Origin of the sequence: Microbulbifer rhizosphaerae (assembly GCF_014191725.1) — a bacterium.
GTDB lineage: Bacteria > Pseudomonadota > Gammaproteobacteria > Pseudomonadales > Cellvibrionaceae > Microbulbifer > Microbulbifer rhizosphaerae.
Genome location: NZ_JACHWZ010000003.1, coordinates 190,011 through 216,130, shown reverse-complemented (window position 1 = coordinate 216,130; position 26,120 = coordinate 190,011). Strand labels below are relative to the sequence as shown.

General features: G+C 55.4%; 23 protein-coding genes. 20 read left to right on the top strand and 3 right to left on the bottom strand.

From position 1 onward, the window contains the following. The first annotated feature begins 21 nt into the window (after positions 1 to 21). The 10 genes from FHS09_RS04405 (at position 22) to FHS09_RS04360 (ending at position 10,499) form a co-directional block, all read left to right on the top strand. Entirely contained in the window at positions 22 to 1,188 is a 1,167-nt protein-coding gene (locus FHS09_RS04405) for a low temperature requirement protein A (protein ID WP_183457133.1), read from the top strand. Positions 1,189 to 1,510: 322 nt separating this feature from the next. Then, entirely contained in the window at positions 1,511 to 3,331 is a 1,821-nt protein-coding gene (locus FHS09_RS04400; RefSeq protein ID WP_183457131.1) for an amidohydrolase, read from the top strand. Between the two features lie 84 nt (positions 3,332 to 3,415). Next, positions 3,416 to 3,652 (top strand): DUF1427 family protein, encoded by a 237-nt coding sequence (locus FHS09_RS04395; protein ID WP_221191791.1) that lies wholly within the window; start codon positions 3,416 to 3,418, stop codon positions 3,650 to 3,652. Continuing rightward, positions 3,649 to 3,864 (top strand): DUF1427 family protein, encoded by a 216-nt coding sequence (locus FHS09_RS04390; RefSeq protein ID WP_183457129.1) that lies wholly within the window; start codon positions 3,649 to 3,651, stop codon positions 3,862 to 3,864. The genes FHS09_RS04395 and FHS09_RS04390 overlap by 4 nt, the downstream gene beginning before the upstream one ends. Further along, positions 3,827 to 4,510, top strand: coding sequence for a hydrolase (locus FHS09_RS04385; protein ID WP_183457127.1), 684 nt, complete (start codon positions 3,827 to 3,829; stop codon positions 4,508 to 4,510). Before FHS09_RS04390 ends, FHS09_RS04385 begins: the two co-directional genes overlap by 38 nt. A 75-nt stretch (positions 4,511 to 4,585) precedes the next feature. Then, positions 4,586 to 5,608 (top strand): LysR substrate-binding domain-containing protein, encoded by a 1,023-nt coding sequence (locus tag FHS09_RS04380; protein ID WP_221191790.1) that lies wholly within the window; start codon positions 4,586 to 4,588, stop codon positions 5,606 to 5,608. A 41-nt stretch (positions 5,609 to 5,649) separates the two neighbouring features. After that, complete coding sequence (locus FHS09_RS04375; RefSeq protein ID WP_183457125.1) at positions 5,650 to 7,308, top strand: MFS transporter; 1,659 nt, start codon at positions 5,650 to 5,652, stop codon at positions 7,306 to 7,308. 26 nt (positions 7,309 to 7,334) lie between these two features. Beyond that, positions 7,335 to 8,033, top strand: coding sequence for a pirin family protein (locus FHS09_RS04370; RefSeq protein WP_183457123.1), 699 nt, complete (start codon positions 7,335 to 7,337; stop codon positions 8,031 to 8,033). Positions 8,034 to 8,166: 133 nt separating this feature from the next. After that, a complete protein-coding gene (locus FHS09_RS04365) occupies positions 8,167 to 9,432 on the top strand; it encodes an alginate export family protein (protein ID WP_246394534.1) in 1,266 nt (421 codons plus the stop codon). Between the two features lie 152 nt (positions 9,433 to 9,584). Then, a complete protein-coding gene (locus tag FHS09_RS04360) occupies positions 9,585 to 10,499 on the top strand; it encodes a pirin family protein (RefSeq protein WP_183457119.1) in 915 nt (304 codons plus the stop codon). A 245-nt stretch (positions 10,500 to 10,744) separates the two neighbouring features. Here FHS09_RS04360 and FHS09_RS04355 read toward each other — a convergent pair whose 3' ends face one another. Further along, positions 10,745 to 11,758: a DNA-binding protein gene (locus tag FHS09_RS04355; RefSeq protein WP_183457117.1), complete on the bottom strand. Its 1,014-nt coding sequence runs from the start codon at positions 11,756 to 11,758 to the stop codon at positions 10,745 to 10,747. Between the two features lie 234 nt (positions 11,759 to 11,992). Between FHS09_RS04355 and FHS09_RS04350 the strand changes: the two genes are divergently transcribed. The 5 genes from FHS09_RS04350 to FHS09_RS23360 all read left to right on the top strand — a co-directional run bounded on the left by FHS09_RS04350 (position 11,993) and on the right by FHS09_RS23360 (position 19,763). Continuing rightward, positions 11,993 to 12,946, top strand: coding sequence for a site-specific integrase (locus FHS09_RS04350; protein ID WP_183457115.1), 954 nt, complete (start codon positions 11,993 to 11,995; stop codon positions 12,944 to 12,946). A gap of 254 nt (positions 12,947 to 13,200) precedes the next feature. Beyond that, positions 13,201 to 15,594, top strand: coding sequence for a tellurite resistance TerB family protein (locus tag FHS09_RS04345; RefSeq protein WP_183457113.1), 2,394 nt, complete (start codon positions 13,201 to 13,203; stop codon positions 15,592 to 15,594). Then, a complete protein-coding gene (locus FHS09_RS04340) occupies positions 15,591 to 16,895 on the top strand; it encodes an ATP-binding protein (protein ID WP_183457111.1) in 1,305 nt (434 codons plus the stop codon). Before FHS09_RS04345 ends, FHS09_RS04340 begins: the two co-directional genes overlap by 4 nt. Before the next feature lie 21 nt (positions 16,896 to 16,916). Beyond that, complete coding sequence (locus tag FHS09_RS04335; RefSeq protein WP_183457109.1) at positions 16,917 to 19,163, top strand: DEAD/DEAH box helicase; 2,247 nt, start codon at positions 16,917 to 16,919, stop codon at positions 19,161 to 19,163. 108 nt (positions 19,164 to 19,271) lie between these two features. Further along, positions 19,272 to 19,763 (top strand): tyrosine-type recombinase/integrase, encoded by a 492-nt coding sequence (locus tag FHS09_RS23360; RefSeq protein WP_425487762.1) that lies wholly within the window; start codon positions 19,272 to 19,274, stop codon positions 19,761 to 19,763. A 166-nt stretch (positions 19,764 to 19,929) separates the two neighbouring features. Here FHS09_RS23360 and FHS09_RS04325 read toward each other — a convergent pair whose 3' ends face one another. Together FHS09_RS04325 and FHS09_RS04320 are read right to left on the bottom strand one after the other, a co-directional pair. Further along, positions 19,930 to 20,799 (bottom strand): ImmA/IrrE family metallo-endopeptidase, encoded by an 870-nt coding sequence (locus FHS09_RS04325; protein ID WP_183457105.1) that lies wholly within the window; start codon positions 20,797 to 20,799, stop codon positions 19,930 to 19,932. Positions 20,800 to 20,801: 2 nt separating this feature from the next. Further along, positions 20,802 to 21,194: a helix-turn-helix domain-containing protein gene (locus tag FHS09_RS04320; RefSeq protein ID WP_183457103.1), complete on the bottom strand. Its 393-nt coding sequence runs from the start codon at positions 21,192 to 21,194 to the stop codon at positions 20,802 to 20,804. 288 nt (positions 21,195 to 21,482) lie between these two features. Here FHS09_RS04320 and FHS09_RS04315 point away from each other — a divergent pair, with 288 nt between their 5' ends. From FHS09_RS04315 to FHS09_RS04295, 5 genes are read left to right on the top strand one after another with little or no spacing between them, the layout of a single operon-like run. After that, positions 21,483 to 21,707 carry a DUF2188 domain-containing protein gene (locus tag FHS09_RS04315; protein ID WP_183457101.1) on the top strand — a complete coding sequence of 75 codons (225 nt, stop codon included), beginning with the start codon at positions 21,483 to 21,485 and terminating at the stop codon, positions 21,705 to 21,707. Between the two features lie 6 nt (positions 21,708 to 21,713). Then, positions 21,714 to 22,715, top strand: coding sequence for a CBASS cGAMP-activated phospholipase (locus tag FHS09_RS04310; protein WP_183457099.1), 1,002 nt, complete (start codon positions 21,714 to 21,716; stop codon positions 22,713 to 22,715). Further along, positions 22,709 to 23,851 carry a CBASS cGAMP synthase gene (locus tag FHS09_RS04305; RefSeq protein ID WP_183457097.1) on the top strand — a complete coding sequence of 381 codons (1,143 nt, stop codon included), beginning with the start codon at positions 22,709 to 22,711 and terminating at the stop codon, positions 23,849 to 23,851. Before FHS09_RS04310 ends, FHS09_RS04305 begins: the two co-directional genes overlap by 7 nt. After that, on the top strand, positions 23,848 to 25,479 hold the full coding sequence (locus FHS09_RS04300; protein ID WP_183457095.1) for a ThiF family adenylyltransferase: 1,632 nt from the start codon (positions 23,848 to 23,850) through the stop codon (positions 25,477 to 25,479). The genes FHS09_RS04305 and FHS09_RS04300 overlap by 4 nt, the downstream gene beginning before the upstream one ends. Next, complete coding sequence (locus FHS09_RS04295; protein ID WP_183457093.1) at positions 25,467 to 25,943, top strand: Mov34/MPN/PAD-1 family protein; 477 nt, start codon at positions 25,467 to 25,469, stop codon at positions 25,941 to 25,943. The genes FHS09_RS04300 and FHS09_RS04295 overlap by 13 nt, the downstream gene beginning before the upstream one ends. The last annotated feature ends 177 nt before the right edge of the window (positions 25,944 to 26,120 follow it).

The window sequence follows — 26,120 nt, the reverse complement described above, 5'->3', positions numbered from 1 at the left end:
AATACCAATCGCAGAGGCACCATGAGCGCAGGACTCTTCCGGGTAAAGGGAAGCCACAACGAACACAAGGTGTCGTTTTCCGAACTGTTTTTCGATCTGGTTTTTGTCTACGCCATCACCCAGACCACCCATCTTCTGATTCACCACTTTACACCCTACGGCGCCTTTCAGGCGATGCTGCTTCTGCTGGCGGTCTGGTGGGTATGGGTGTTCACCGCCTGGGTGACCAACTGGCTGGATCCGGAGCGCATTCCCGTGCGACTGGTGTTATTCGCGCTGATGCTGTTGGGGATGATACTGTCTATCTCCATCCCGGAGGCCTTCGGCAAGCACGGCATGCTGTTTGCGCTCGCCTACGTCACCATGCAGCTGGGGCGTACCCTCTTTTTTTGCCTGCACAGCCGCAAGCACGACCCGGTATTGCACAATGACTTTCTGCGCATGAGCCTGTGGTTTGCCCTGGCGGCGGTATTCTGGATTGCAGGCGCATTGCAGATAGAGAAAACCCGTACGATCTTGTGGACCGCGGCACTGGTGCTTGAATACCTCTCCGCCTCCCTGTCCTTCCGGGTACCCGGCCTGGGTCGTTCCGACAGCGGCGAGTGGAAAATTTCCGGCGCGCACATGGCCGAGCGCTGTGGGCTGCTGGTGATCATCGCGCTGGGTGAATCACTGCTCGTCACCGGCAACAGCTTTGCTGAACGACACTGGGGGATCGCTACCATCACCAGCTTCCTGAGCGCCTTCGTGGCCACCGTGGCCATGTGGTGGATCTACTTCAGCTTGAGCGCCGAGCGCGCCAGTGAGCGCATGAACAAGAGTGAACACACCGGCGCCATGGCACGGCTGGTGTACACCTATATCCACTTTCTGATCATCGCCGGCATCGTGCTCACCGCCGCGGCTGACGAATTCATCCTCGCCCACGCCAGTGGCCACGTCAGTCTTCCCACCCTGGTGGCAGTCATCGGCGGTCCCGCCCTCTATCTGGTTGGCAATATCCTGTTCAAGACATTGATCTTCAACAGCCATCCCCGCTCCCACTACCTGGGCCTGATACTTCTCGCGTTTCTGGTTCCCGTACACACTCTGGTCAGCCCGGCAGTCCTCGCCGTCCTGAGCACCGCCATTTTGGTCATCGTGGCCTGCTGGGAAACGGTTGTGGTTTTGCGCAGTGATCACTGCTGATGAACGAGACGTCCAAGTTGAAGAGTAGAGACGCCTCTTCTTGGCGCATTGTTCAAATAATTGAACGGCGGCTGTCCTATTCGTTATTTTCTGGCCTTATCGTGCAAGATTTTGACAAACTCATGCAATCTCATTACTTGGCAATAAATCTTGGTGCTAGAATAATTTAACGCCGTGAACTCGGGATGATTAAGAGAACTGGGGCGGACAGCCTTCCTGACCAGGCGCGCTCCTTAAAGCGCGCTGAACGACAGGAATTCTGAGGTCGAAGCGCTTAGTTTTCCATAATTTCAAATGAAAACGATCGAGAAGAACAGCAACCATGACACGCACGCTCTTAACCAACGGTAAGATTCGAACGCTCAATCCTTGCCAACCCACGGCATCCGCTGTCGCGATTAAAGACGGAGTCTTTGAAGCTGTGGGGACCGATAGCGAAATCATGAAGCTGAAGGACAATGATTCTCAGGTCATCGATTTGAAAAAACACACAGTGATTCCGGGCCTGAACGATTCCCACCTTCATGTGATCAGGGGAGGCCTGCATTACAACATGGAGCTCCGGTGGGAGGGCGTGCCTTCCCTCGCCGACGCCCTACGGATGCTGAAAGAACAGGCCCTGCGCACCCCCGCACCCCAGTGGGTGCGCGTGGTCGGCGGTTGGTCCGAGTTTCAGTTTGCCGAACGACGCATGCCGACACTGGACGAGATCAACGCCGCGGCGCCCGACACCCCGGTATTCATTCTTCATCTTTATGACCGCGCCTTGCTGAATGGTGCTGCGCTTAAAGCAGCGGGTATAACTAAGGAAACACGAGACCCTCCCGGCGGTGTGGTTTATCGGGATCGCCGCGGGAATCCTTCCGGAATGCTGATTGCGGAACCAAGCGCCCTTATCCTGTACTCCACCTTGGCTAAAGGGCCAACCTTATCATTCGAGGACCAGATTAACTCATCCCGACACTTTCAACGCGAGCTTAATCGGCTCGGAGTAACAAGCGCCATTGATGCGGGGGGTGGCGGCCAGAATTATCCAGATGATTACAAGGTCATCGAGGAGCTTCACAAGCGCGGCGAGATGACCATGCGCATTGCCTATAATCTATTTGCACAAAAACCGGGATCGGAGTTTGACGACTTTAAACGTTGGACAAAGATGGTTAAGCCTGGCGACGGCGATGCGATGCTGCGCATGAATGGTGCGGGAGAAAACCTTGTATGGTCGGCTGCCGACTTTGAAAATTTCCTGCAACCCCGCCCTCGTCTCGCCGAAGATATGGACAGCGAGCTTGAGAAAGTCACTCGCCTACTTGTTGAACATCGCTGGCCCTTCCGGCTTCATGCAACCTATGACGAGTCGATATCTCGATTTCTCAACGTATTTGAGAAGGTAAACAAGGATATACCTTTTGATGGCCTGCGTTTCATTATAGATCACGCTGAAACTATTCGGCCACATAACATTGAGCGCATCAGAGCACTCGGTGGTGGAATTGCCATCCAGCACCGGATGGCATTTCAGGGCGAATATTTTGTCGAGCGTTACGGAGCAACAGAAGCAGAGTTGACCCCTCCGATCACTGAAATGCTTGCCACTGGCCTCCCCGTCGGCGCCGGAACTGATGCCACGCGCGTTGCGAGTTTTAACCCTTGGGTCTCTCTGTACTGGATGTCCACAGGAAAGACATTGGGCGGGTTAACCCTCTACCCGGAGAGTCGTCGACTCGACCGAGAAAAGGCGCTCTATTTGTACACCAAAGGCAGTGCCTGGTTCTCCGGTGAGCATGAAGCAAAAGGCGCTATTGCGGTAGGCGAGTACGCGGACCTCGCCGTGCTATCCGCTGATTACTTCTCAGTCCCCGATGAAGACATTAAGGCCATCACGTCGGTGTTGACTGTTGTAGACGGCAATATTGTGCATGGCAATAGGGACTTTAAGACACTGGCTCCTCCTCTGCCACCGGCAAGCCCCGACTGGTCACCTGTTCGAAGTTACTCGACACTTCGACACGATGTTGATATCCCGAGGAATATAGCGTCACATTCCTCTCTCAAGCATGGCCATCATCATCATTTTTGTGTTTCAAAATCGTCGTCGGAGCCTTTCTGGGGCCCCCTGGGATGTGGCTGCTTCGCCTTCTAGAGATTCTTTGGTGGATGACGTTTTCGGTCAGTAATACCCTACCGAAAGTGATGCATCGCAAGGCAGTACTGTGAGGAGTTCATCATGAAAGTGGTTTTAGGCATTTTGTTGGCTTTCGGAATTGGCGTGGTCTGCAGGCTAACAGGTATTCCTGTCCCTGCACCGCCAGTGATCCTCGGTGCTCTGCTTGTTGTGGCGATGACATCCGGATATTTGATCGTGGACTATTTGGCTTCACACCGCCCATCCAAGAACAAGGAGCTGTGCGGCGGACCAACTGGGTCGACAAAATCCTCAAAATCACCAGGGGGCAAACCGTGATCAGTTCTATTTCAGGAATCGTCTTAGGGCTCATCATTGGCGGAGCCTGTCGCTGGTTCGACTTACCTCTCCCTGCACCACCGAAACTGGTTGGTGCGATATTGGTGGTGGCAATGTCATTAGGCTTTGTCGGCACCGGCTCTCTCAACAAACTAAATATTCCAGGAGTATTTTATGAACAAACAGAAGCTCGAAGTACTTACACCCGATAACTGCCAGTTGATTTTTATCGATCAACAACCACAAATGGCTTTTGGAGTCCAGAGCATTGATCGGCAGACGCTAAAGAACAATGTGGTCGCTTTGGGTAAGGCTGCAAAAATTTTTAATATCCCCACCACAATCACGACGGTTGAGACCGAGAGCTTTTCTGGTCATACCTATCCAGAGTTATTGAGTGTATTTCCGGATAACCCTCTCCTGGAAAGAACATCCATGAACTCTTGGGATGACCAAAAGGTTCGTGATGCGCTGGCCAAGAATGGGAAGAAAAAGGTTGTTGTTTCCGGCCTATGGACTGAGGTGTGCAACTGCACTTTCGCGCTTAGTGCTATGCATGATGCAGATTACGAGATTTACATGGTTGCCGACGCCTCAGGGGGAACATCGCTGGCCGCGCACGACTATGCCATGGATCGCATGATACAGGCCGGCGTAGTACCTGTTACCTGGCAGCAAGTATTACTTGAATGGCAACGCGATTGGGCACATCGCGACACCTACGATGCTGTGATGGACTTGGTTAAGGAGCATTCCGGAGCCTATGGAATGGGAGTTGATTACGCTTATACCATGGTACATAAGGCTCCGGAACGCGTGAAGCACGGTGAAATACTTGAGCCGGCTCCCGCGAAGTAGTCAACTCTCTGAGATTACTTTGATGAAAAAATTACGCCTCATATACTTAGCTAAAATGCAGTGAGGAAATGTTGCATGATCCGAGCCGGCTGGGATGAACCCAGACGGTTCTGGACTGCCAGGCGGTGGGATTCGTTTTCAAAAATTGTAAACAACCACCCCTGCACCCTGAATAATGAATTATCTATGCAAGACCTTAATGATCTTTACTACTTCGTGCAGATAGTCGAGCACGGTGGATTTGCCCCAGCGGGTCGCGCCTTGAACACACCAAAATCCAAGCTCAGTTGCCGATTTGCTGCCCTTGAGGAAAGGCTGGGTGTCCGTCTGATTCAGCGATCATCTCGCCGTTTCTCGGTCACGGATATTGGGCAAACCTATTACGAACACTGCAAGGCGATGCTGGTTGAGGCGGAGGCTGCGCAGGCGGCGATTGAAATGACCCGGGCCGAGCCCCAGGGACTATTGCGCGTGAATTGCCCTCAGGCGCTGCTGAGCATACATGTGGAGAAAATCCTGGCAGATTTCCTCGCGTTGTACCCGCGGGTCAACCTGCATCTTGAGATGGAGACTACCAACCGACAGGTGGATCCGCTGGAAGAGGGCTTCGACATCGCGGTCAGTCGCCACCCGCCCTCACCCGACGATAGCAGTTTGTCCTCATGCTCGTTAAGCGATCGTGGCCAATGCCTTGTAGCAAGTCCGGATCTACTCGAACGTATGGGCTGGCCAACCCAGCCAACGGATCTCGAGGTGTATCCGACTCTGGCATTAGGAGGGCGGCGTCAACATTGCCAGTGGGAACTCTTTGCGGATGATGGTGCCAGTGTGCGCGTCAAGCATTCGCCACGATATACGGCTTCAGATACATCAGCCTTGCATCAGGCTGTCATTTGCGGCGTTGGTGTGGGTCAATTTCCATTGACGATGGTGCTGGACGAGTTGGCCGACGGCTCTCTCGTTCGAGTCCTACCGGAGTGGAGCCCACAGCCTGAGGCAATTTATGCCATTTTCCCCACAAGGCGGGGGCTACTATCCACAGTACGCACACTGGTTGATTTCCTGGCTGAACACTTCGCTGCATTGGAAGTTGGTTAGTCCTTTGCCATACCAGCGAATGTCATACTGAGGCTTTGAGTTTGAGCGATCACGAAGAGCGCGAGCAACACCGGGCTACCGGCTCGGCCTGGGCGCCTTTTACCCACACTGTCTTCGCAGTCCTTTGGACCGCCACGGTCATTTCCAACGTCGGTACCTGGATGCACGATGTCGCATCCGGCTGGCTGATGACTTCGCTGACCCCCTCGCCATTGATGGTGGCGCTGGTACAGGCCGCCACCAGTGCACCGATATTCCTGTTCGCGCTCGCCGCCGGTGCCCTAGCCGATCTGGTCAGCCGGCGCAAACTATTGATCGTTGTGATGGCGGCGCTGTCGGTCACCACGCTGATACTCGCCAGTCTCGTCTTTACGGAGAAAATCACGCCCGGCGGACTGTTGCTGTTCACCTTCTTATCAGGTACCGGCGCGGCCTTCATCGCCCCGGCTTGGCAGTCGATAGTGCCGCAACTGGTACCTCGGCCGGACCTGCAATCGGCCATAGCGTTGAACGGGGTGGGTATCAATGTCAGCCGGGCCATTGGACCCGCGCTCGCCGGCGCGATCATTGCCGCTTTTGGTATCGGCTGGCCCTACCTGGTCAATGCCCTGAGCTTTCTGGTCGTGATCGCCGCCTTGCTCTGGTGGAAACCGTCGCCGCCGGAAGAAAGCGACCTGCCCGCAGAACGTTTCTGGAGCGCAATGCGAGCGGGCATGCGCTACGTACGGGCCAGTGGCGCAATGCGGGCAACCCTGATTCGCGCGGTGGCGTTCTTCCTGTTTGTTAGTGCTTTCTGGGCGCTGCTGCCGCTGGTGGCGCGGGAAGAGCTACAGGGAGGACCACAACTCTACGGTGCTATCCTCACCGCCGTCGGTATCGGCGCCGTAGCCGGCGCGGCCTTCCTGCCACGGCTCGTGCGCAAGTTCAGTTCCGATCAGCTGGTGTTGATGGGCACGCTGGGAACGGGACTGGTGCTGGTAACTCTAGCCCTGATAAAACGCGCAGATGTCGCTATTGCTGCATGCCTCCTGGCCGGAGCCTGCTGGATCACGGTGCTGTCGCGCCTAAATATCTCCGCACAGTTGGCCCTGCCGGACTGGGTGCGAGCGCGCGGCCTGTCCATTTTTATCACCTTCTTCTTCGGTGCCATGACCTTCGGCAGCATCCTCTGGGGGCAAGTGGCCAGCCATGTCGGTATTTCCTATACACAGTTGATTGCCGCCGGCGGCTCAGTGTTGGCCGGCGCACTCAGCTGGCATTTCAGGCTCCTGCAGGATGAAGGACTGGATCACACGCCGAGCGGTTACTGGCCACAGCCCCTGGTAGCCAAAGATGTGGGCCTGGACCACGGTCCCGTCATGGTCACCGTAGAGTACCGCATTGACATCTCTGACACCGCAGAATTTGTGACCGCAATGCGGGAGCTCAAAGCCTCCCGCGAACGCCACGGTGCTTTCGCCTGGGGGCTGTTTGAAGACGTTGCAGAGCCGGGCCGAATGATCGAATACTTTATCGAGGAGTCCTGGGTTGCCCATCTGCGGCATCATCAACGCATTTCAGTGCTAGATAGTGGGATCCAGCAGCGGGCTCGGGATTTTCATCGTGGCGGTGTCGATCCGGTGGTAACTCATCTACTCGCCCCCGAGCCTGGGCGCGCACCGCCGGTGGAGCCTATTCCTGCCCGGGGCTCCATCCAGTAACAATGTTCGATAAGGAAGGAAGAATCATGATCCAAATTCGTAAAGCCAATGAGCGCGGCAGTACCAAGGTTGACTGGCTCAACAGTCGACACACTTTTTCTTTCGGTCACTATTACGATCCGCAATATATGGGATTCCGGACTCTCCGTGTAATCAATGAAGACCGTGTGATCCCCGGCGGCGGTTTTGAAGCCCACAGTCACCGGGATATGGAAATCATCTCCTACGTACTTTCGGGAGCCCTCGAACATAAAGACAATCTCGGGAATGGATCAGTGGTCCGGCCCGGCGAAGTTCAGCGCATGAGTGCCGGTACGGGTATTAGCCACAGTGAGTTCAACCACAGCAAGAGCGAAGGGGTGCACTTTTTACAAATCTGGATTGAACCCGGATGTGCAGGCCTGAATCCTGGTTACGAGCAAAAAGTATTTGCTGCAGAGGATCGCCTGGGCTGCTTCCAACTGGTAGGAGATCAGTTCGGCAGCGAGGGCGCCGTAACCATACATCAGGATGTGCGCTTCTATCTCGGGAAGATGCTCCCCGAACAGGATCTCGAACAGCAGCTCACCGACAATCGATACGCTTGGATACAGGTCCTTTGCGGCGATGTTACCCTCTTCGGTCATCGTCTTGAATCGGGTGATGGTGTCGCAGTCAGCGGCGAGCATAAGCTGGAACTCCACAGCGATCGTGGCGCCGAGTTGATGCTATTCGATCTCGCCTGACATCATGCGACATGAGTCTGGGGCGTTAGCAGTCATTCCACTCTTGCTCAGTGGGCCGGGGATTGCGCAAGACGGAGAGCCTCCACCCATTAAGAAGCTGCGCTTTAACGAGGACTATTCATACTTGCAGGGCATGCCGCGCACATACCACTGGCCGGAATACTGGAAGTACATCCCTTTGAATAATGACTCCGACGGCTACCTCACCATCGGCGGCGAGGTGCGACAGCGCTATGAATACACCAACAATCCGACCTATGGCCAGGACCCGCAAGACAAACGAGGCGTCTGGCTGCAGCGTTACTCCCTGTTTGGCGATCTGCACTGGAACCGTCACTTGCGGTTTTTTGGTCAACTCACCAGTGCGCTGGAAGCCGGACGCGCCGAAGGCCCCAGCCCAGTGGACGAAGACAAGCTTGAGTGGCAGAACGCATTCATCGACCTGAGTCCGGACAAATGGGATGATCGTGAAGCCACGCTTCGCCTGGGACGCCAGGAGATAGTATTCGGCTCAGGCCGTATCGTGGACGTCCGCGAGGGGCCCAATGTACGGCGGACCTTCGATGGGGGTCGGGGGTTTGTTATTGACAACCGCTGGCGGGTCGATGTCGTCGCTGCGCGGCCGCGGCTGGACCGACCCGGCGTCTTCGACGACAAGACCAACGACACCCAGGCGCTCTGGGGCATTTACAGTGTTTTCCAGAAACCGCTACCGTATCCCGGCAATCTTGACCTCTATTACCTGGGTTACGAAAACGAGAACTCGACTTACGTCCAGGGCACCGCGCATGAAGACCGCTATTCCTTCGGAGTCCGCTACTGGGGCGACGCAGGCAACTGGTCCTGGAACTGGGAGGCGTTATACCAGTACGGCCATTTCGGCAGCGGCGATATCAACGCCTGGACCCTGGCGACAGAGACAGCTTATCAGTGGGCAGACATGCACTGGCAACCCACCATGAAACTGAGCATCAATATTGCCAGCGGAGACGATGATCCTGACGATAGCGAGCTGGGTACATTCAATCCACTCTACCCTCGTGGAAATTATTTTTCCGAGGCAGCAGTTTTTGGCCCTCGCAACTTTTACAACTTCCACACGTTTCTCTACTTGCAGCCGACAGATGCATTGGCACTCACTGCGGATTTGAATTTTTTCTGGCGCTTAGAGACTGAGGATGGACTCTACAGCCCTAATGGCCAGATAATTCGAGAGCCAGACGATAGCGACGCTCACTTCGCCGCAACCGCGCTGTCTTTAACTGCTGAGTACACGTTCTGCCGCGGTCTGGTATTCACCGCGATACAAACTTTTGGCAAGCCGGAGAAATTCATGCGCGAAACCGGCCCTTCGGAAGATCTCAGCTTTACTGAATTGACAGTGCAGTTTCGCTTTTGACCAGCAGGTGCCGCTTTTCGGCAAAGCTATTATTGCCACGGTGATGTTCTATTTTATTAAACGAAAGCACTTATATTTGAAGTGTTCTAGCTGACGTTTTTCCAGTAAAATCCTCAGAATTTCGCCATCCAATAGGCCCCGGGAAGCAAGCCATGAGCATCCAAGAGCGTAAACTTGAACAGGACTGCAGTTTCGGCAGTGGCTGTGGAGCTATTAATCTCGTTATCAGTCCTCGCGACAAAGACCTGGGAGGATTCTCGGTGCGTCGCGCCCTTCCCACCAGCCGCCTGCAGATGGTCGGCCCATGGATCTTCTTTGACCATATGGGCCCAGCCGAATTCGAACCGGGCCACGGCATCAATGTCCGCCCCCATCCCCATATCAACCTGGCCACTGTAACCTACCTCTTTGAAGGGGAAATCCTGCACCGTGATTCCCTCGGCAGCCTACAACCCATCCGCCCTGGCGACGTCAACCTGATGGTGGCCGGCAAGGGCATTGTGCACTCCGAGCGGGAAAGCCCGGAAGTCACTGCCAGCCGGCACCGGCTGCACGGTTTGCAACTATGGCTGGCTCTGCCGGAAGCCTGTGAAGAAATCGACCCGGCCTTTTATCACTACCCTTCTGCCGAAATCCCGAAGGTGGAGGTCAACGGCGTTTCCGTGCGGGTCATCATGGGGCAGGCCTACGGCGTTCATTCACCAGTAAAAACCCATGCGGAAACCCTCTATATCGAAGCACGACTCAAGGCCGGCCAAACCCTGGTGCTACCTGAGGCTAATGAACGGGCACTCTACCTGGTTGAGGGTAGCCTTCAGGCGCGGGACACTCTATTGTCCCACCGCACCATGGCAAGCCTGCGACCGGAGCCCGGCATCGAAGTCGAAGCCCGCGAGGACTGCCTGCTGGCACTAATCGGCGGAGAGTCACTTGGAGAGCGTTACGTGGATTGGAATTTTGTCTCCAGTCGCAAGGAGCGTATCGATCGCGCCAGGGCCGACTGGGAGAATGGCAACTTCCCGCTGGTACCCGGTGACGAAAAGGAGTTCATTTCGTTACCGGACTAACAGCATACAGTTGAAATGAGCAGGCCTGTACTGCGCTCGCCACTTGAAGGTAAGATCAGAAGTAATCTTAAGTCTTTGGCGCTTCTATCCATATCAATCTCACCACCCTGTGGTGACGACCCAAAAGTGGGAAATGACGGCCTCGGAGTCACTCTGTCGTCTGCCGGACTAAAATTTGAAGACTTCAACACTGCGGTGAGGGCTACGTAAAGAATATCGCACGCCTGCTCCTTACTTGGATTTTTCTATAGTTTCAGCACTTCTTTTACTATGGTAGCGCCTTTCACCTCTGCAATCGCCTTAAAATGCCCCAAGCTGGTTCGGACCTCGGCGAGAGAAATCTCTAGCTCTCTCTGCCGATGCGTATTTTCCTTGAGCTCTTGTTGAGTTCGCACTAGCTGCTCCTGCAGGAGGTCTCTCTCATGGGATTTTGAGCTCAACTGGGCGTTGGTTTCACTCAGCTGCTCGCGTAAAGCGGTCAATTGTTGCTCTGATCTCCTAAGCACATCTTCCTGGCTGCCGACGTGCTTACGCGCCGCGCCCAACTCGCTGGCCAAGCGTGCATTGTCTTTGTTGAATTGAGTGAGCTCACCCTGCTTTACGATGATGGACTGGTTGGCTTGGCGCAGTTCCGCCTGAAGCTGCTGTACCTGCTGTTCGTGCCGGCGAATGTCCTGGTCCCGCTGCTCCTTGCTGGCTTGACGGTAGTGCTTGAGGGCATCCCTCGCGTGCTGGTGCTTGTCTTCCAGGGATTTAAGATGGGCGTCCTTGTCCGCCAGGCGGACCTTCAGGTCCTCGACCTGTTGTGTCAGCCGCTGGGACTTGAGCCGTTCGGACTGCAGCTCTGCGGAAGTAGCGCCCAATGACGCCTGAGATTCCGCGAGGCGCTGATCCAGACTTTCCACCTTCTCTGTGCTTTCCTTAAGTGCGCCCTGCAGACCTTCACGTTCTTTCTCCCATTGGGCTTCCCGTTCTCTATGGCGCTTCTCGGCCTCGGAGACTATCTCACCGGCCTCTTCCTTAAGCCGGGCTGCCAGCCGCCCCACCATTTCCCCGAGTGTTTTACTGAGGAGCTGCTCGTCGTCAAAACGGGTGCTTTCGGCCTCCTCGATCTCCTTGAGATAGCGGTGAATGGTGGATTTGGAGCCGGTATTGCCCAGCTCTATACGTATCGTATCGAGGGAAGGGTTCTCCCCGCGTGCCAGCACCGCATCGCGCGCCCGCTGGACCTGGACCTTGTTGATGCCTGCACGTGCCATTTGGAGAGCTCCTATTATTTTGTACTGTGGTATGTAATATGTATATACATACTATATTGATTCAATCAGGCACGGCAATCAATAGAGAATTTAACAATAGATAATAGAAGTTTATCCATTGTTAGATGCTGTCTTTGCCGTAAAATGGCCATTTCTCAGTACGAAAGCCCCGTCACCGGGTTAATTCCAAGTGACTCCAGCCGTCTCACTCCGGCGTCCTGGAAAGGAATCGCCATGAGTAATATCGAGCAGTACATCCATGCAGCTACCCGCGACAACACGCGACGCAGCTACCAGGCAGCGATCCACCACTTCGAGGTGAGCTGGGGCGGCTTCCTGCCAGCCACTGCCGACAGCATCGCCCGATATCTGGCAGACCATGCGAAGACCTTGGCCGTCAGCACCCTCAGGTTGCGCCTGGCTGCTTTGGCGCAGTGGCACAGCGACCAGGGCTTTCCCGATCCAACCAAGGCGCCAATTGTTAAAAAGGTTCTCAAGGGCATCCGCGAGCTGCACCCGGCACAAGAAAAGCGGGCGCGCCCACTGCAGATTGAGGAGTTGACCGCCCTAACCTCCTGGCTTGAGCATGAGTCCGAAGCCGCAATAGCCACGAAGAATCACAAGTCGTCGCTCGCACATGCCCGCAACAAAGCACTGCTGCTACTCGGATTCTGGCGAGGGTTCCGCAGCGACGAGCTATGCCGCCTGCAATCGGAGTTTGTGACGGTGAGCCCCGGCAAGGGGCTGACAATCTTCCTGCCCAGGAGCAAGGGCGACCGACAGAGCGCGGGGAGGGAGTTCAGGGTGCCGGCGCTAAGCCGGCTATGCCCCGTTTCTGCTTATGAGGAGTGGATTCGCTTGGCCGGCATCGGCGAAGGCCCGGTCTTTCGCAATATCAACCGCTGGGGTCATCTTTCTGAGCAGAGCCTAAAGCCGAACAGTGTCTCTGCCCTCCTCCGGAGCATGCTCGAGAAATCTGGGATCTCTATACTTGACGGCATAAGTAGTCATTCCTTACGTCGCGGCTTTGCCAACTGGGCAAACAGTAGCGGCTGGGATGCCAAGACCCTGATGGAGTATGTCGGCTGGAAAGATATTCAGTCCGCACTGCGGTATATTGATACACCCGATCCCTTTGCCCAGCGACACATCGAGCAGAGCCTGGGAGAAAATTCTCAAGACCAATGAACCTGAAAACAGGTGAAAAGCTTAGTTTGTCATTCGGAAGTAGTTGACCGCCAGCAATACTTTGATTACGTTTATTGGCCAGCTTTTGAGGTGTTTTCACGTCACTTCCCAACTGGTCTTTAACACATCTTATGACGCCTAGACCTCTAACGGATTGATTTTATTGATCTTTTCTCCTGGTTTGTAGAGACCTAGTGGCATCGTCCAGTACCCAATAAGAAAAACACAGCCTTGGCTGTCAGACAGGAGGTCGAATGGCAAGACGAAGGAAGAAATCCAGTGGCAGTAACAAGTTCCTGGGTGGCCTAATCTTATTAGTCTTAATAGTGAGTGCGGTTCCCAAGGAAGGCTGGATAACCATTGGAGTGCTGGCTGGCATTGCGCTGGTGATTTACTTCGGCTTGCTCTTCTCATCATCCAAAACCATCCCGAGCGTTTCTGAGCGCACCAATCCTCCCCCGTCCAATACCGCGAACTCATCGACGAGAAGGGCCGCAAGTTCGCGTGTCAATGTAGAGGTACGTTACGGCACGGGCTCCGATCCCGTCCCGATAACAAAGCCTGCGCCCTCACGCGCGACTTCGGGCTTCGGTATCCCGAAAGCACCAAAGGGGTTCGGTGCTGCAAAATGGATTCCCGCCGGCGAGTCGATCGCTGTTGCAGGGACGGCAGTACCAGGTGGCATGCTCTATGTTGGGACGTCACTTACGACCCCCTCAGGAGAGACAGATCCCTGCTTGATTGATCCGTCACGCTCAGTCTCCGCTCACGGTGACTACACCGAGCGAGAAATGGGCTATTGGCCGAACTACTCGGAAATCTCGAGCAGGGCGCGTCGCGCCTACTTGAGCTGGCTGGAAGGCGGTCGTCGCGATCCGGAAGCAGATCTTGGATACATCTTTCTATTTTTTTATGGGCTGGAACGACGCGTGCTGGTAGACGCGCAGTCCGATCCGGCTGCAAAGTCAGATCTGCCGTTGATTGCCACAGAGTTGCGCCGTCTACTCGGCATTTACAGTGAACGCTCTGGATCACTCCGCCACTATGCGGGCGAACTACTTAATTGGATCGAGCTGATAGATCATGGCAATGACCTCTATGAGAAGCCGATTCCTGAGCTCCCGAACACATCTGAACTGTCAATCTACCTGCGACTGGCTTTGGGACAGGCCGCAATCGCCGGCATCCCCATACCGCCAGAATTGGCATTGACGTGGGTAAAACATGACCCAGCTATCTCATTGCGGACGCCTGCTGCTCGCTGCGCTGAGCAGTTCGATATCCTCTTCCACCAGCGATATATTGACGTTTTCGGCGCGGGGCTAAAACTGCCCCGCAACCGTACCAAGCTCAAATTCGTTTACCGCCCCGCCTCTGCCGGATTCTTTAGCCGCGAGATCAAACGCACGTTTGGCGAAGTGCCAGACGTGACCGCAGTGACGGGGCCCACGAAAAAACTCCAGAAGATAGTAGATGAGGCCACCGAGACGCTAGCCTCGTATAGCCGGCTTGTCGGCAAAACTCCAGAGGCAGCCGACACGCTGGAGGGCTGTTTATTGCTGCCGATGATACTCTGGCCTGAGGCAGTCAGGGCGCCGATCGAGACACTGAAGACCCGCATGGGTGGCGGCATGCTTCTATTTACCTATGAAACCCTACTCACTGAACTCTGTGCGCAGTCAACGCTGACCCGCGCCAAGACCCAGGAGCTTGCCCGTATATTGGCGTCGATCAATATCGGCTTTGAACCAGATGTTCTCTCTGGCGCCAGAACGCCCAAGCCCGAAAGCAAGATAGTGCTCTTTGACTTGCCGCCGGAAGAAACGCAATCACAGGTCACGACTGAGTATCAGGCTGCACTGCTGACGCTTCAACTGGCATCTGCAGTGGCTGCTGCCGACGGCGAGTTCAGTGCCAAGGAAATCAATCATCTGCGAACACAGGTGGAGAGTTGGTCGCATTTGACACACAGCCACCATCGCCGGCTCATCGCCCACTTGCGGCTATTGATCGCCGAGCCGATGGCGATTGGAGCGCTCAAGAAAAAGCTCGATCCGTTGAGGCAGTCCGAAAAGGAGTCGATAGCCAGCTTTATGGCGGTGGTCGCGCAGTCGGATGGCGTAGTCTCTCCGGAAGAGGTCAAGCTATTAGAGAAGCTGTACAAGGCACTCGGCATCCAGTCGAAGAAAGTTTTCAGCGATTTACACGCGGTTTCCGCAGGAGAAACCCCGGCGACCGACGAAAGCGAACAAAACGGATTTACCCTCGATCCGACACGTATCGCAGCGCTCCAGCAGGACACTCAGAAAGTTTCCGCCCTACTCTCCTCGATATTCACGGAAACTGATGATACATCGCCGGTCGAAGACGGCGAGGAAGAGAGTGGTTCGACAGAGAATATGGAATCAGTGGCTGAAGGTATCCTTGGCCTGGACGAGGCTCACTCGGCCTTCGCTCGGCTCCTGATCTCTCGCCCGCAGTGGAGCCGAGAAGATCTTGAGGACGCGGCGGCAGACCTCGAACTGATGCTCGACGGTGCACTCGAGCAATTGAACGAGGTCGCTTACGACACACACGATATTCCATTTACCGAAGGCGATGACCCAATCGAAGTGGGCGCCGAGATTGTGGAGATGATTGCAGCATGACTACCCGAATTCGTCCCAGAGAACGCGACGCGGTGATTCAATCCTTGCGTGCCGGCGTCGTGCCGCGCATGGGCCAGCATCTGATACAAGTTGGCCGCACTCGTGAAATCGAAACGCTGGTAAGCGACATTGAGCGCGTTACTGATGGCGGTTCTGCTTTTCGTGTCGTCATCGGCGAGTACGGCGCCGGCAAGACCTTCTTCCTGAATCTTATCCGCGCAATCGCCATGGAGAAAAAGCTGGTAGTGGTCAGTGCCGATCTCAATCCAGATCGACGGCTTCATGCCAGTGGCGGCCAGGCGCGTTCGCTCTACGCGGAATTGATGCGTAATCTCTCGACGCGTACCAAGCCCGACGGCGGTGCATTGGCCGGCGTGGTCGAGAAGTTCATTGCCACTGCCAAAAACGAGGCTAAGAGCGCAGGTAAACAAACCGAAACCGTGATTCGCGAGAAGCTCGCAAACCTGACCGAGCTGGTTAACGGCTATGACTTCGCTGATGTCGTAGCGGCCTATTGGAAGGGGTTCGAAGAAGGCGATGAGAAGCTCAAAACTGACGCGATCCGTTGGTTGCGCGGCGAGTTCTCGACCAGAACGGATGCCCGCAAGGCCTTGGGTGTACGCAGTATCGTCGACGACGCCTCCATGTACGATCAATTGAAACTCATGGCCCGCTTCGTGCGCCTCGCCGGTTACTCCGGACTCATGGTTAGCCTTGACGAACTAGTGAACCTCTACAAGCTCGCCAACACCCAGGCGCGCAACGCCAACTACGAGCAGATATTGCGTATCCTAAATGACTCCCTGCAGGGTACGGCTGTGGGACTAGGATTCGCATTAGGTGGCACGCCCGAGTTCCTGCTCGACACCCGTCGCGGCCTCTACAGCTACCCTGCCCTACAAAGCAGGCTGGCACAGAATACCTTCGCCACCGGCGAGCTCGTGGATTTCAGTGGGCCGGTGGTTCGACTATCCAGCCTGACCCCTGAAGACTTCTTTGTGCTTCTGCAAAAGGTCCGGCATGTGTATGCCACCGGCGATGAAGCCAAGTACCTACTGCCGGACCAGGGTATCGAGAGTTTTATGAAACACTGCTCATCACGTATAGGCGATGCCTATTTCCGCACACCGCGCACAACCATTACTGCCTTTATCAACCTACTGGCTGTACTAGAACAGAACCAGGATGCAGACTGGCGTAGCTTAGTTGGCGGTGTCGACATTAAGGCTGATGAGGGTGGCTCTGCCGACTTGGATGTCGAAGTGGAGACGGATGAGGAACTCGCTTCCTTCCGGTTGTAAGCCGCGCGCGAATAGTTCATCGTGACCGATACCAGTTCATCTTTCTTTCTGCTTGATGAGCGCATCCAGCGATTCATCTGGGCGGAGGGCTGGGAGTCTCTGCGAGATGCCCAAGAGGCTGCAATTCCGCTCGTACTTCAAGCCGAGCACGATGTTATCGTGGCCGCTGCCACTGCATCAGGAAAGACCGAAGCTGCCTTTCTGCCGGCACTCACTCACCTGCTCCAAGCGGATCGAGGTGGTCTCATTGTCTACGTGAGCCCCTTGAAAGCGCTTATCAATGACCAATTCGGCCGGCTGGAACGTCTGTGTGAGCGACTCGAAATCCCGGTGTGGCCATGGCATGGTGACATCTCCAGCTCTCGCAAGGCACGATTTCTCACTAAACCCGAAGGGGTACTTCTAATCACGCCGGAGTCACTCGAGGCGATGTTCTGTAACCGCGGCACGGCGGTTGCCGCCATCTTCGCGCATTTGCACTATGTCGTTATCGATGAGCTGCACGCTCTCATCGGCGAAGAGCGCGGCAAGCAGGTTCAGTCGCTGCTGCATCGGATCGAAGTGGCAATCCGCCGGAGAGTACCACGCATCGGCCTGTCCGCCACACTTGGTGATATGGGGCTAGCCGCGGAGTACTTACGACCTGGCGAAGGTACCCAGGTGGCGATAGTTCATTCAGAAGACACGGAGACGGAACTGCGTATTCTAGTAAAAGGCTACGAGAATCTCGTGGAAACTCGATTGATGCCAGAAGATAAAGTGTATTCGGAAGAACCGGAAGAATCGGAAGACGACGAACTCTCGGCGCCACGGCTGATCAGCTTGCACCTCTTCAATGTGCTGCGCGGTTCCAACAACCTGATATTTCCCAATTCACGGCGTGAAGTAGAACGCTATACACATCTACTCGCTGAACAGAGTACTCGTCTGCGTGTGCCCAACGAGTTCTACCCCCATCACGGAAGTCTTTCCAAGGAGATCCGAGAAGAAACCGAGATGGCGCTCAAACAGAATGAGCATCCGGCAACGGCAATCTGCACCAATACTCTTGAACTCGGCATTGATATTGGTGCAGTGAAGAGCATTGTCCAGATCGGAACGTCTCCATCGGTGGCGAGTCTCCGACAGCGCCTTGGTCGTTCCGGACGACGTAGAGGCGAACCAGCAATTTTGCGTGCTTATTGCATCGAGGAAGCGCTTTCTTCAAGACCCACGATCGAGAGTGCACTGCGGCTGGGGACAGTGAAGATGGCAGCCATGATTTCACTGCTTCTGGAGGGTTGGTTCGAACCACCGCGGACTGCTGGGGCCCACTTCTCCACACTCGTTCAACAGATCCTATCAGCCATCGCCCAGTACGGGGGACTGGCCGTAGGACAACTTTACAATCTGTTATCTTCAGAGAAGGCGCCCTTCCCTGCTGTCTCGAAGAATGACTTCGTAGCATTGGTGCGCGCCATGGGCAAGGAGGAGTTGCTGATGCAAGATTCCTCTGGTGTGCTTCTCCACGGCCAGCTCGGGGAAAAGTTTGTTAACCATTACACCTTTTATGCCGCCTTTCCGGATGAAGAGGAATACCGTATCGTCACTGGCGGCAAAGCGCTAGGAACACTGCCTGTCGATCAGATGCTAATTGACGGTCAGCGCATCCTCTTTGCTGGAAAGACTTGGCTCATCGAAGAGATCGATGAAGAGAAAAAGACAATTTATGTCAAGCGTGCCAGCGCCAACCAGCCACCGTTGTTCAAGGGGGAAGGCGGCCGAACCCACACTCAAGTTCGCCAACGCATGCGCGAACTCTTGGCCTCTGGTGAACGGCTTGTATTTCTAGACAAGGAAGCGCACCGGTTCCTCGACGAAGGACGAGAAAACTACGCACGACACCAGATGGCAATGAAAACGCTGCACAACGAGGGCAGATCTGTAAGGCTATTCACGTGGCTTGGGGATGCAGGCAATGAAGCCCTCGCCTGTCTACTCACCAACCGCGGTTTTCAAGCTTTGCACGGCGAACTCGGCGTCGAGGTGCGCAAAGAGAACGATATGACGGCTGAGGATATCGCGAATGCGCTTTATGATGTCGCACTGGATGGACCGCTTGAGGCTGAGGAACTGCTCAAAGGAGCGAAGAACTTAGCCCGCGAGAAATGGGATTGGGTGCTTCCAGAAAACCTTCTGGCTAGAGGCTATGCGAGCAATTATTTAGACCTCAATGAGGCAATGAATTGGCTACGGCAGATGACGACGGCCGAAGTCTTATCATTCTGAGAGGTAGACAAGCCAGCTGTGGCGAGCAGGAAACACTTAGCCACTACAATTTTTACAATAAGTTGTAGTAGTTCAGACTTGATCTGACAGGTACCGGTTTTTCCGAAGGTGTTCGGTCAGGCCAAGTTCAGTTTTCGAACTTTTCCATCCAGATCTTCTTGCCATCTTCGAGCGTTTGCAGCGGTGTCCGGCCAGGGCGACCGACAGAGCGCGGGGAGAGAAAGCCGGCTATGCCCCGTTTCTGCTTATGAGGAGTGGATTCGCTTGGCCGGCATCGGTGAAGGCCCAGTCTTTCGTGGTATCAACCGCTGGGGTCAGCTTTCTGACCAGAGCCTAAAGCCCAACAGTGTCTCTGCCCTACTCCGGCGCGTATTCGAGGAATCCGGGATCTCAATGCATGCGAGCATAAGCAGTCATTCCTTGCGTCGCGGATTTGCCAGCTGGGCAAACAGAAATGGGTGGGATGCCAAGGCTTTGATGGAGAATGTTGGCTGGAAGGATATCCAATCTGCAATACGCTACATTGATGTTCCGGACCACTTTTCCCGGCGACTCATTGAGCAAAGCTTGGCAGAATCCCCTCAAGACCAACGAGACTGATAGCAAAAGAAAAACTTAGTTTATGTTCGGAAGCCGGGAGGGTATAAATAATTCTGTGTAACTGCCCCCTGCCAGTTGCTTACTGGTAATCGGCGAGACGGTCGCCGAACTCGATCATAAAGCGGTTCAGAGCCGGCTTCCTTCCGGCGTAAGCTATCAGACTTCGCTAGCGACGCCGGCTTCGTCCTGGCCAAGGAAGCTCGCCCGTAAGTTCGGGCAAGCCACCGTCGTCTTCGATTCGTGCGCCGAAGCGGTCCACTTCAAACTCCGGCAAATCTTCACCGTCAAGCCATAGCAGCGAGATGGTGGTGTCAGTGCGTGCGTAGTGCCTTGAAAGCTCCCAGAGATCTAAACCTTTTTCCCAGTTGTCGAACCAAACGTCCTGAGAAACCTCCCCGGTATCAGTCGTACTGCTCCCGGAGGATCGGATTCGATGCGCCACTGAGCCAGCCGGGATCACTGACTTGGGGGATATCCACGCTCCAGCTTGTCTCAATGACGTGGAGCGTGCGGCATACCGTACTGCGCCGCGCTCCATGGTGACGAAGGCACACGGCGTATCGCTGAGACTGGCAAACCTTGAGGCAGCGGCGGGGAACGAGGCGCCGAACAAGTCGGCCATGTGCTGGATAAGCTCCAAGGAAGGCTCCTCCTTGGGAACGGCAGGGAGCCATTGCTGATAAGGCATCAGCAGTTCAGCGGCAAATGTGTCGCAGGCGATCTCGTTCGGATGTCGCTTGACATAGGACCAGGACGGCACCTCCTCGTGACTCGACTTCAAGTCGAGCACGATATGAGCTATTTCGTGGCAGATGGTGAAACGCTGGCGTTCGTCAGTTTCCAGCGAGTTCACCGTGATGATGTGCTTCCCGTTTGGCTTGGTAACTGTGTATCCAGACTCCCCCTCGCCAAGTTCATCTTTCTTGACCTTGGCGTTAGCTGCGGCCACGTAGGGGGAAAGATCTTCTTGGATGTTAGAAATATCGACTTTCGCGACAAACGCACGTGCTTTCTGCCTGACATCTACCTCATCCATGCTCAATCGTCCTCGTCGTCATCCTCGAAAGCCCTTTTAATTCGGGCAATCAATGTTGCGGGATCAGGCCTTGCATTACCCCTATGCCTGACTCCAGCCGCAGCCGTAAATACGTCGATACTAATTGAAGGATCTTGTAGCACAAATTCGACGAGGCTCGGGTCAGCGTCTGCATGGTCAACCAGCCAAGTTACGAGTACAGCATCTCTCTCCGACGGCTTAAGAACCTTCAATAGCTTTTCAACCAGGTCTGGGGAGGGGTTTGTTTTTTCGCCCGTTTCGAGGCGGTGGATATACGCATGGTCCACTGTCGATAGTTGGCCAATTTCACGTAGGGAAAGGGTTCTGCGTTCGCGTAGCGTCTTGATAGCGACGCCCAAGCCTGTTTGCGGCATGAGTTCTGATCCTTGCGGTTGCGGGAAGAAGACCATAGCCCTCGGTTGCACCAATCCGCATCCAGTCGAGTTTAAAGGCGCATGTTGCACGGGAGTTGCACCGGCGCACATGCTCTGATACATTGTTGTCTAGCCAGACAACAGAGGCAGGTTTTACGAACGCTTCGGCTTGGATTGGCTCGGCCTTCCTGTTGTCTGACTGAGCAACATATTGTGCTACAGAGGGCGGCCATTGACAACCCAGCCGACGGGCTGGGACTTCCATAGATCCACTATAGGAGAGCCATCATGGCCGGAAAAAATCAGCATGTTGTTCCTCATCAAGACGGTTGGGCTGTCAAAGGCGCTGGCAACCAGCGAGCTACCTCCGTGCGTGACACGCAGCAACAGGCAATAGATGCTGCGCGGGATATTGCACGCAACCAGAAGTCCGAACTCGTTATCCATCGTCCAGATGGCCGTATCCGTGACAAGGATAGCCATGGCGACGACTCCTTTCCCCCGAGAGGTTAAGGTGCCATGGCTGATATCCCTACCTACCATGTGCTCGCCCTGTCGGGCGGAGGCTATCGCGGCCTCTATACGGCTACGGTTCTTGCCGAACTTGAAGCCGTGCTGGGTCGTCCTATCGCTTCGCACTTTGATCTGATTTGCGGCACATCGGCAGGCGGGATGCTGGCTTTGGGACTGGCTGCGGAAATTCCGGCCCATGAACTCAAAGCACTGTTTGAAGACCAAGGCAGCCGCATCTTTGGTTGTCGCAGCCTTCCACGGCGGCTCCTGGGATTCTGGTTGACCGCAAAGCATGACTCCGCGGGATTGAGAGAAGTGCTGACCGAGCGCTTCCAAGGGACCACGATTGGCGACTTGAAGCATCGTGTTCTCGTGCCGGCAGTCAACTACTCAACAGGGCGCGGGCAGTTCTTCAAAACACCTCACCATCCTTCCTTTGAGTTGGATCACCGCATGAAGATCGTCGATGTTGCGTTAGCGACAGCCGCCGCGCCCGTCTACTTTCCTCTGGCGCGCAACGACCGCGGTGTCTTCGCGGACGGAGGGCTGGTGGGCAATGCCCCCGGCCTGTTCGGGTTGCACGAAATCAAGACGTTCCTGGCGCCGAAACAGGATGCGCTGGTTCGGGTCCTCGCCATCGGCACGATGACCATCGGTGCGACCGTTCGCGGCGGCGCCAGCCTTGACCGCGGATTCGGCAAGTGGCGCGGGGGGCTCTTTGATCTCGTGATCTCCTCCCAGGAGTCGTCAGTGGACTACATGCTTCGGCAGGCGCTGGGGAACAACTACTTCCAGATCGACGACAAGGCAACGCCGGATCAAAGCAAGGACGTGAAGGCGCTGGATCGGGTTTCCATTGGTGCCACGAATACGCTCAAGGATCGCGGCAACCACGCAGCGCAGCGTGCGCTCGGCGATCCTCTTTTCCAGCCGTTTCGAGCGCACCAGGCCGGCGCACCCATCTTCTATCACGGCCCCAACAAAAATGTTCCGGAGGCCGCATGCTGAACTTGAGCCCGCTTTTCTTCACCACCATCGATGACGAATCCTGCATGCATGACGAGCTGGATCTGACGTCTGAGCAACGCGCATGGATCGGCAGCGCACGCACTGATGTCAGGGACTGCCTGCGCTCAGGCATCCCTCGCGTGCTGAGGGCAAGCGGGTACACGGAAGGCGTGCCGCAGCCGCGCTTCTTCACGCAAGGGTCGTGGGCATACAAGACGCTGAACTCCCCGGCACAACGCCCTCAGCAGGCGGATGTTGATGATGGCTGTTATCTGCCAATGAGTTTCGTCTCGCAGACGAGGCGTCCCAGCACTGCGGCGACGGTGTTCTTTGCAGCTGCGGAAGAAGCATTGAAGTCGCTGGTCGAGGAAAAGGGGTGGAAGCTTGTCACCGACAAGCCGACGTGCATCCGCATTGTCATTGCCACGTATGCACACATTGATGTCCCTCTGTACGCCATTCCCGACGAGGAATTTGTCACGCTCGCAAAGGCTTCGATGGAGCGATATGGCTACGACTCGCTGACGGAAGCGGTGAACATGGCGGAGCGAGATGCCTGGACAGCATTGCCGGCTGACAAGGTGCTCCTGGCCCATCGTGAATGCAACTGGAAGCCCTCTGACCCCAGGCCTGTGAAGGAGTGGTTCCTGAGCGAAGTGGAGGCCAAAGGAGAGCAGCTCCGCCGCGTGGTTCGTTATTTGAAGGCGTTCCGCGATTGGAGGTGGTCTAGCGGTGGACCCGCTTCGATCCTGTTGATGGCCGCTGCGTCCCCTCTCTTTGAGAAGCGTGATCGGCGCGACGACCTCGCGTTGCTGGATGTCGTCGCGGTACTACCGGCCAGGTTGCGGGCGGGAGTGGATAACCCCGTGGATGAGTCTGAGTCGCTCACAGAGCGACTTGGTAAAACGGGTGTCGAAGAAGCGGCAAAGGCATTCGAAGAACTTGAGAAAGTGCTGCGCGGGGCCACCGACGCCGGTAGCCCTTCACAGGCCTGCATTTGGATGCAGGGTGAGTTCGGCCCACGCTTTCCGAACGAGCCGGATCGGGTCAAGGTGGTATCCGTTGCCGCCACCATTGTCGCAGCGCCCGCCACTGCTGGTCCGAGCGAACTTGTCGGACGAACGAAGGCTGGATGAGCTACGTTGCAGCAGTCGCAGACGTAATCGAGGCCTTCAAGCAGCGAGGCTTCGAGTTTGTTGGCAAGACGGATGATGGCTGGTTCCGACTGCACGGGCGGTTGACCCCGCCCCAAGCGGACAAGGGTTGTCCGTGCGAAGTCCAGCTTGACCCCACGTTCTTCGACTTGCCTCGCATCCGGCTGCTGGAAATCCCTCCTGAGCTGCCCGCAGCGGTTCCTCATCTTGGCGCAGATGGCGGGCTTTGCTATCTCGTCAAGGGTACCGTCGTTCTGGACATCTACGATCCTGTCGGACAGTCGCTGGCGTGCCTGCAACGCGCGGCCGTCGTGTTCGGGCAGATCATGCAGGGGGAGATGATTGAAGACCTCGCGGAAGAGTTCTTCGCCTATTGGCATGGCTGGCTTTGCTTCGTGGACATACAGGGCGCAGACCTAGGGCGACAGAACTGCATAGTCACGCAGGCTAATGGAAGTCCTTTGTGGTTCATCACCGACAACGAAGATCGAACAACTGAGAAGCTGGCATCGCTCGGCTACCAAGTAACCGATAGAACGGTGCTGACTTATCGGATAAAGACTGGTACCCAACCTCGTCCTCTGACCAGCCATTGGCCCCCCGAAACAGTTGGAGATATCTTGGCGTGGCAAAGCACCCTTGACCCTCGATGCCGGCGCAAGATTCACGAGCGAATCAAGGAGGGAGAAAGGAAAAAGGTCAATGGCGTTCTGATCATTATCGAGTCTCCGTTGATGGCGTATGGCTTTGCGGTTCTCTATGACCGCCAACTTCCGGTCCAAAAGAGCAAGGTCGCAGATCGCAAAGATTTGAGCTATGGATTGAAGGTGATGCCCATCTCGGTGGTCAGAATTGACGATCGGTACCTTGCCCAGCGGAACATGCCAAAGTCAAAGACACTTGCGAGTAAAAACGTAGCCGTTGTGGGATGCGGCACGATCGGCGGATATCTGTCGGACATGCTGGTCAAAGCTGGGGCGGGTACCTGCGGTGGAAAGCTCACGTTAGTGGACTTCGATTGCCTTCTCCCGCAAAACATCGGGCGTCATCGCCTGGGATTTCCGGATCTGCTGTCGAACAAAGCCGAGGCCATGGCGAAGGAGCTCAAACGCTTGGCGCCAGGGGCCGAGATTCGTGCTCTCCCCGTGGATGTCAGGCAGGCCCAACTTGGAGAACTGGACCTTCTCATAGATGCCACCGGGGAAGAATCCCTCGGGCATTGGCTGTGTGGCCATTATCCACCACCTACACCAATGCTTTCGGTCTGGATCGAGGGGCCGGGAACGGCTGTCCGTGCGCTTCTCAGAACGAACGCATCTGGTGCGTGCTACCGATGTCTATGGCATAGCAACAGAAGAGGCGAGCTCCGTTCCACCTTCGATCCTCTTCCTGCCATCTTGGCGGGGCATGGATGTGAAGGCTTGTACGTGCCATTTCCCGCTTCGGTGTCGGTGCATGCCGCCAGTCTAGGCGTTGAGATGACACTTGACTGGGTCAATGGTATCTATTCCCCTGCGTTGCGAACCAGACTGATCGATCGCGTCCAGCAGCTTGCCACTCCCGATTGCGATCCACTGCTGGATCGGGAGTGTCCCCTATGCAGTTCATGAGCTCTTGGACGACCAACGACAAAAGAACGCTGCTGCATTTTTCGACGGCGACGCTGGAAACTTTTTGTCAGCATATTCAGAACAATGATACCGACTGCGAAGCTGGTGGGCTTCTACTCGGTTCTGTCCATGGAACCCATATGCTCATTGAGCAAGCGACGGCTCCCACGGCATTGGATAAGCGGTTTCCTTATCTTTTCGAGCGGATGCTATTTGGCCACGAAGCCATCGCCATGTCACGATGGGTGATGAGTCAGGGAACCGTCCGCTATCTGGGTGAATGGCACACCCATCCGGAAGACCATCCTCATCCTTCTGTTCTCGATAGGTCAGAGTGGAACCGTTTATCGGCGAAGCGTCAGGACAAGCGGCTAATGCTTGCTGCCATCGTCGGACGAAAATCTCTATATGTAGAATTGGTACCAAGTTCAGGGCGCGGTTCTGTGCTTGACCCTATAGAGTAGCGGCCCAATCTGTATTGCTCTACTAAAGCCGAATACTACAATGCCGCGAAAAAGAAATAGCTAATAAGGCAGCAGAGAAATAGGAAATATATATCGGAACGATGGATAGAAAAAAGTCCAAGCGTCGCAGATTCTTTTCAGAGTTCAATGCCAAGATCCTCGTCTAGCAAATCATAT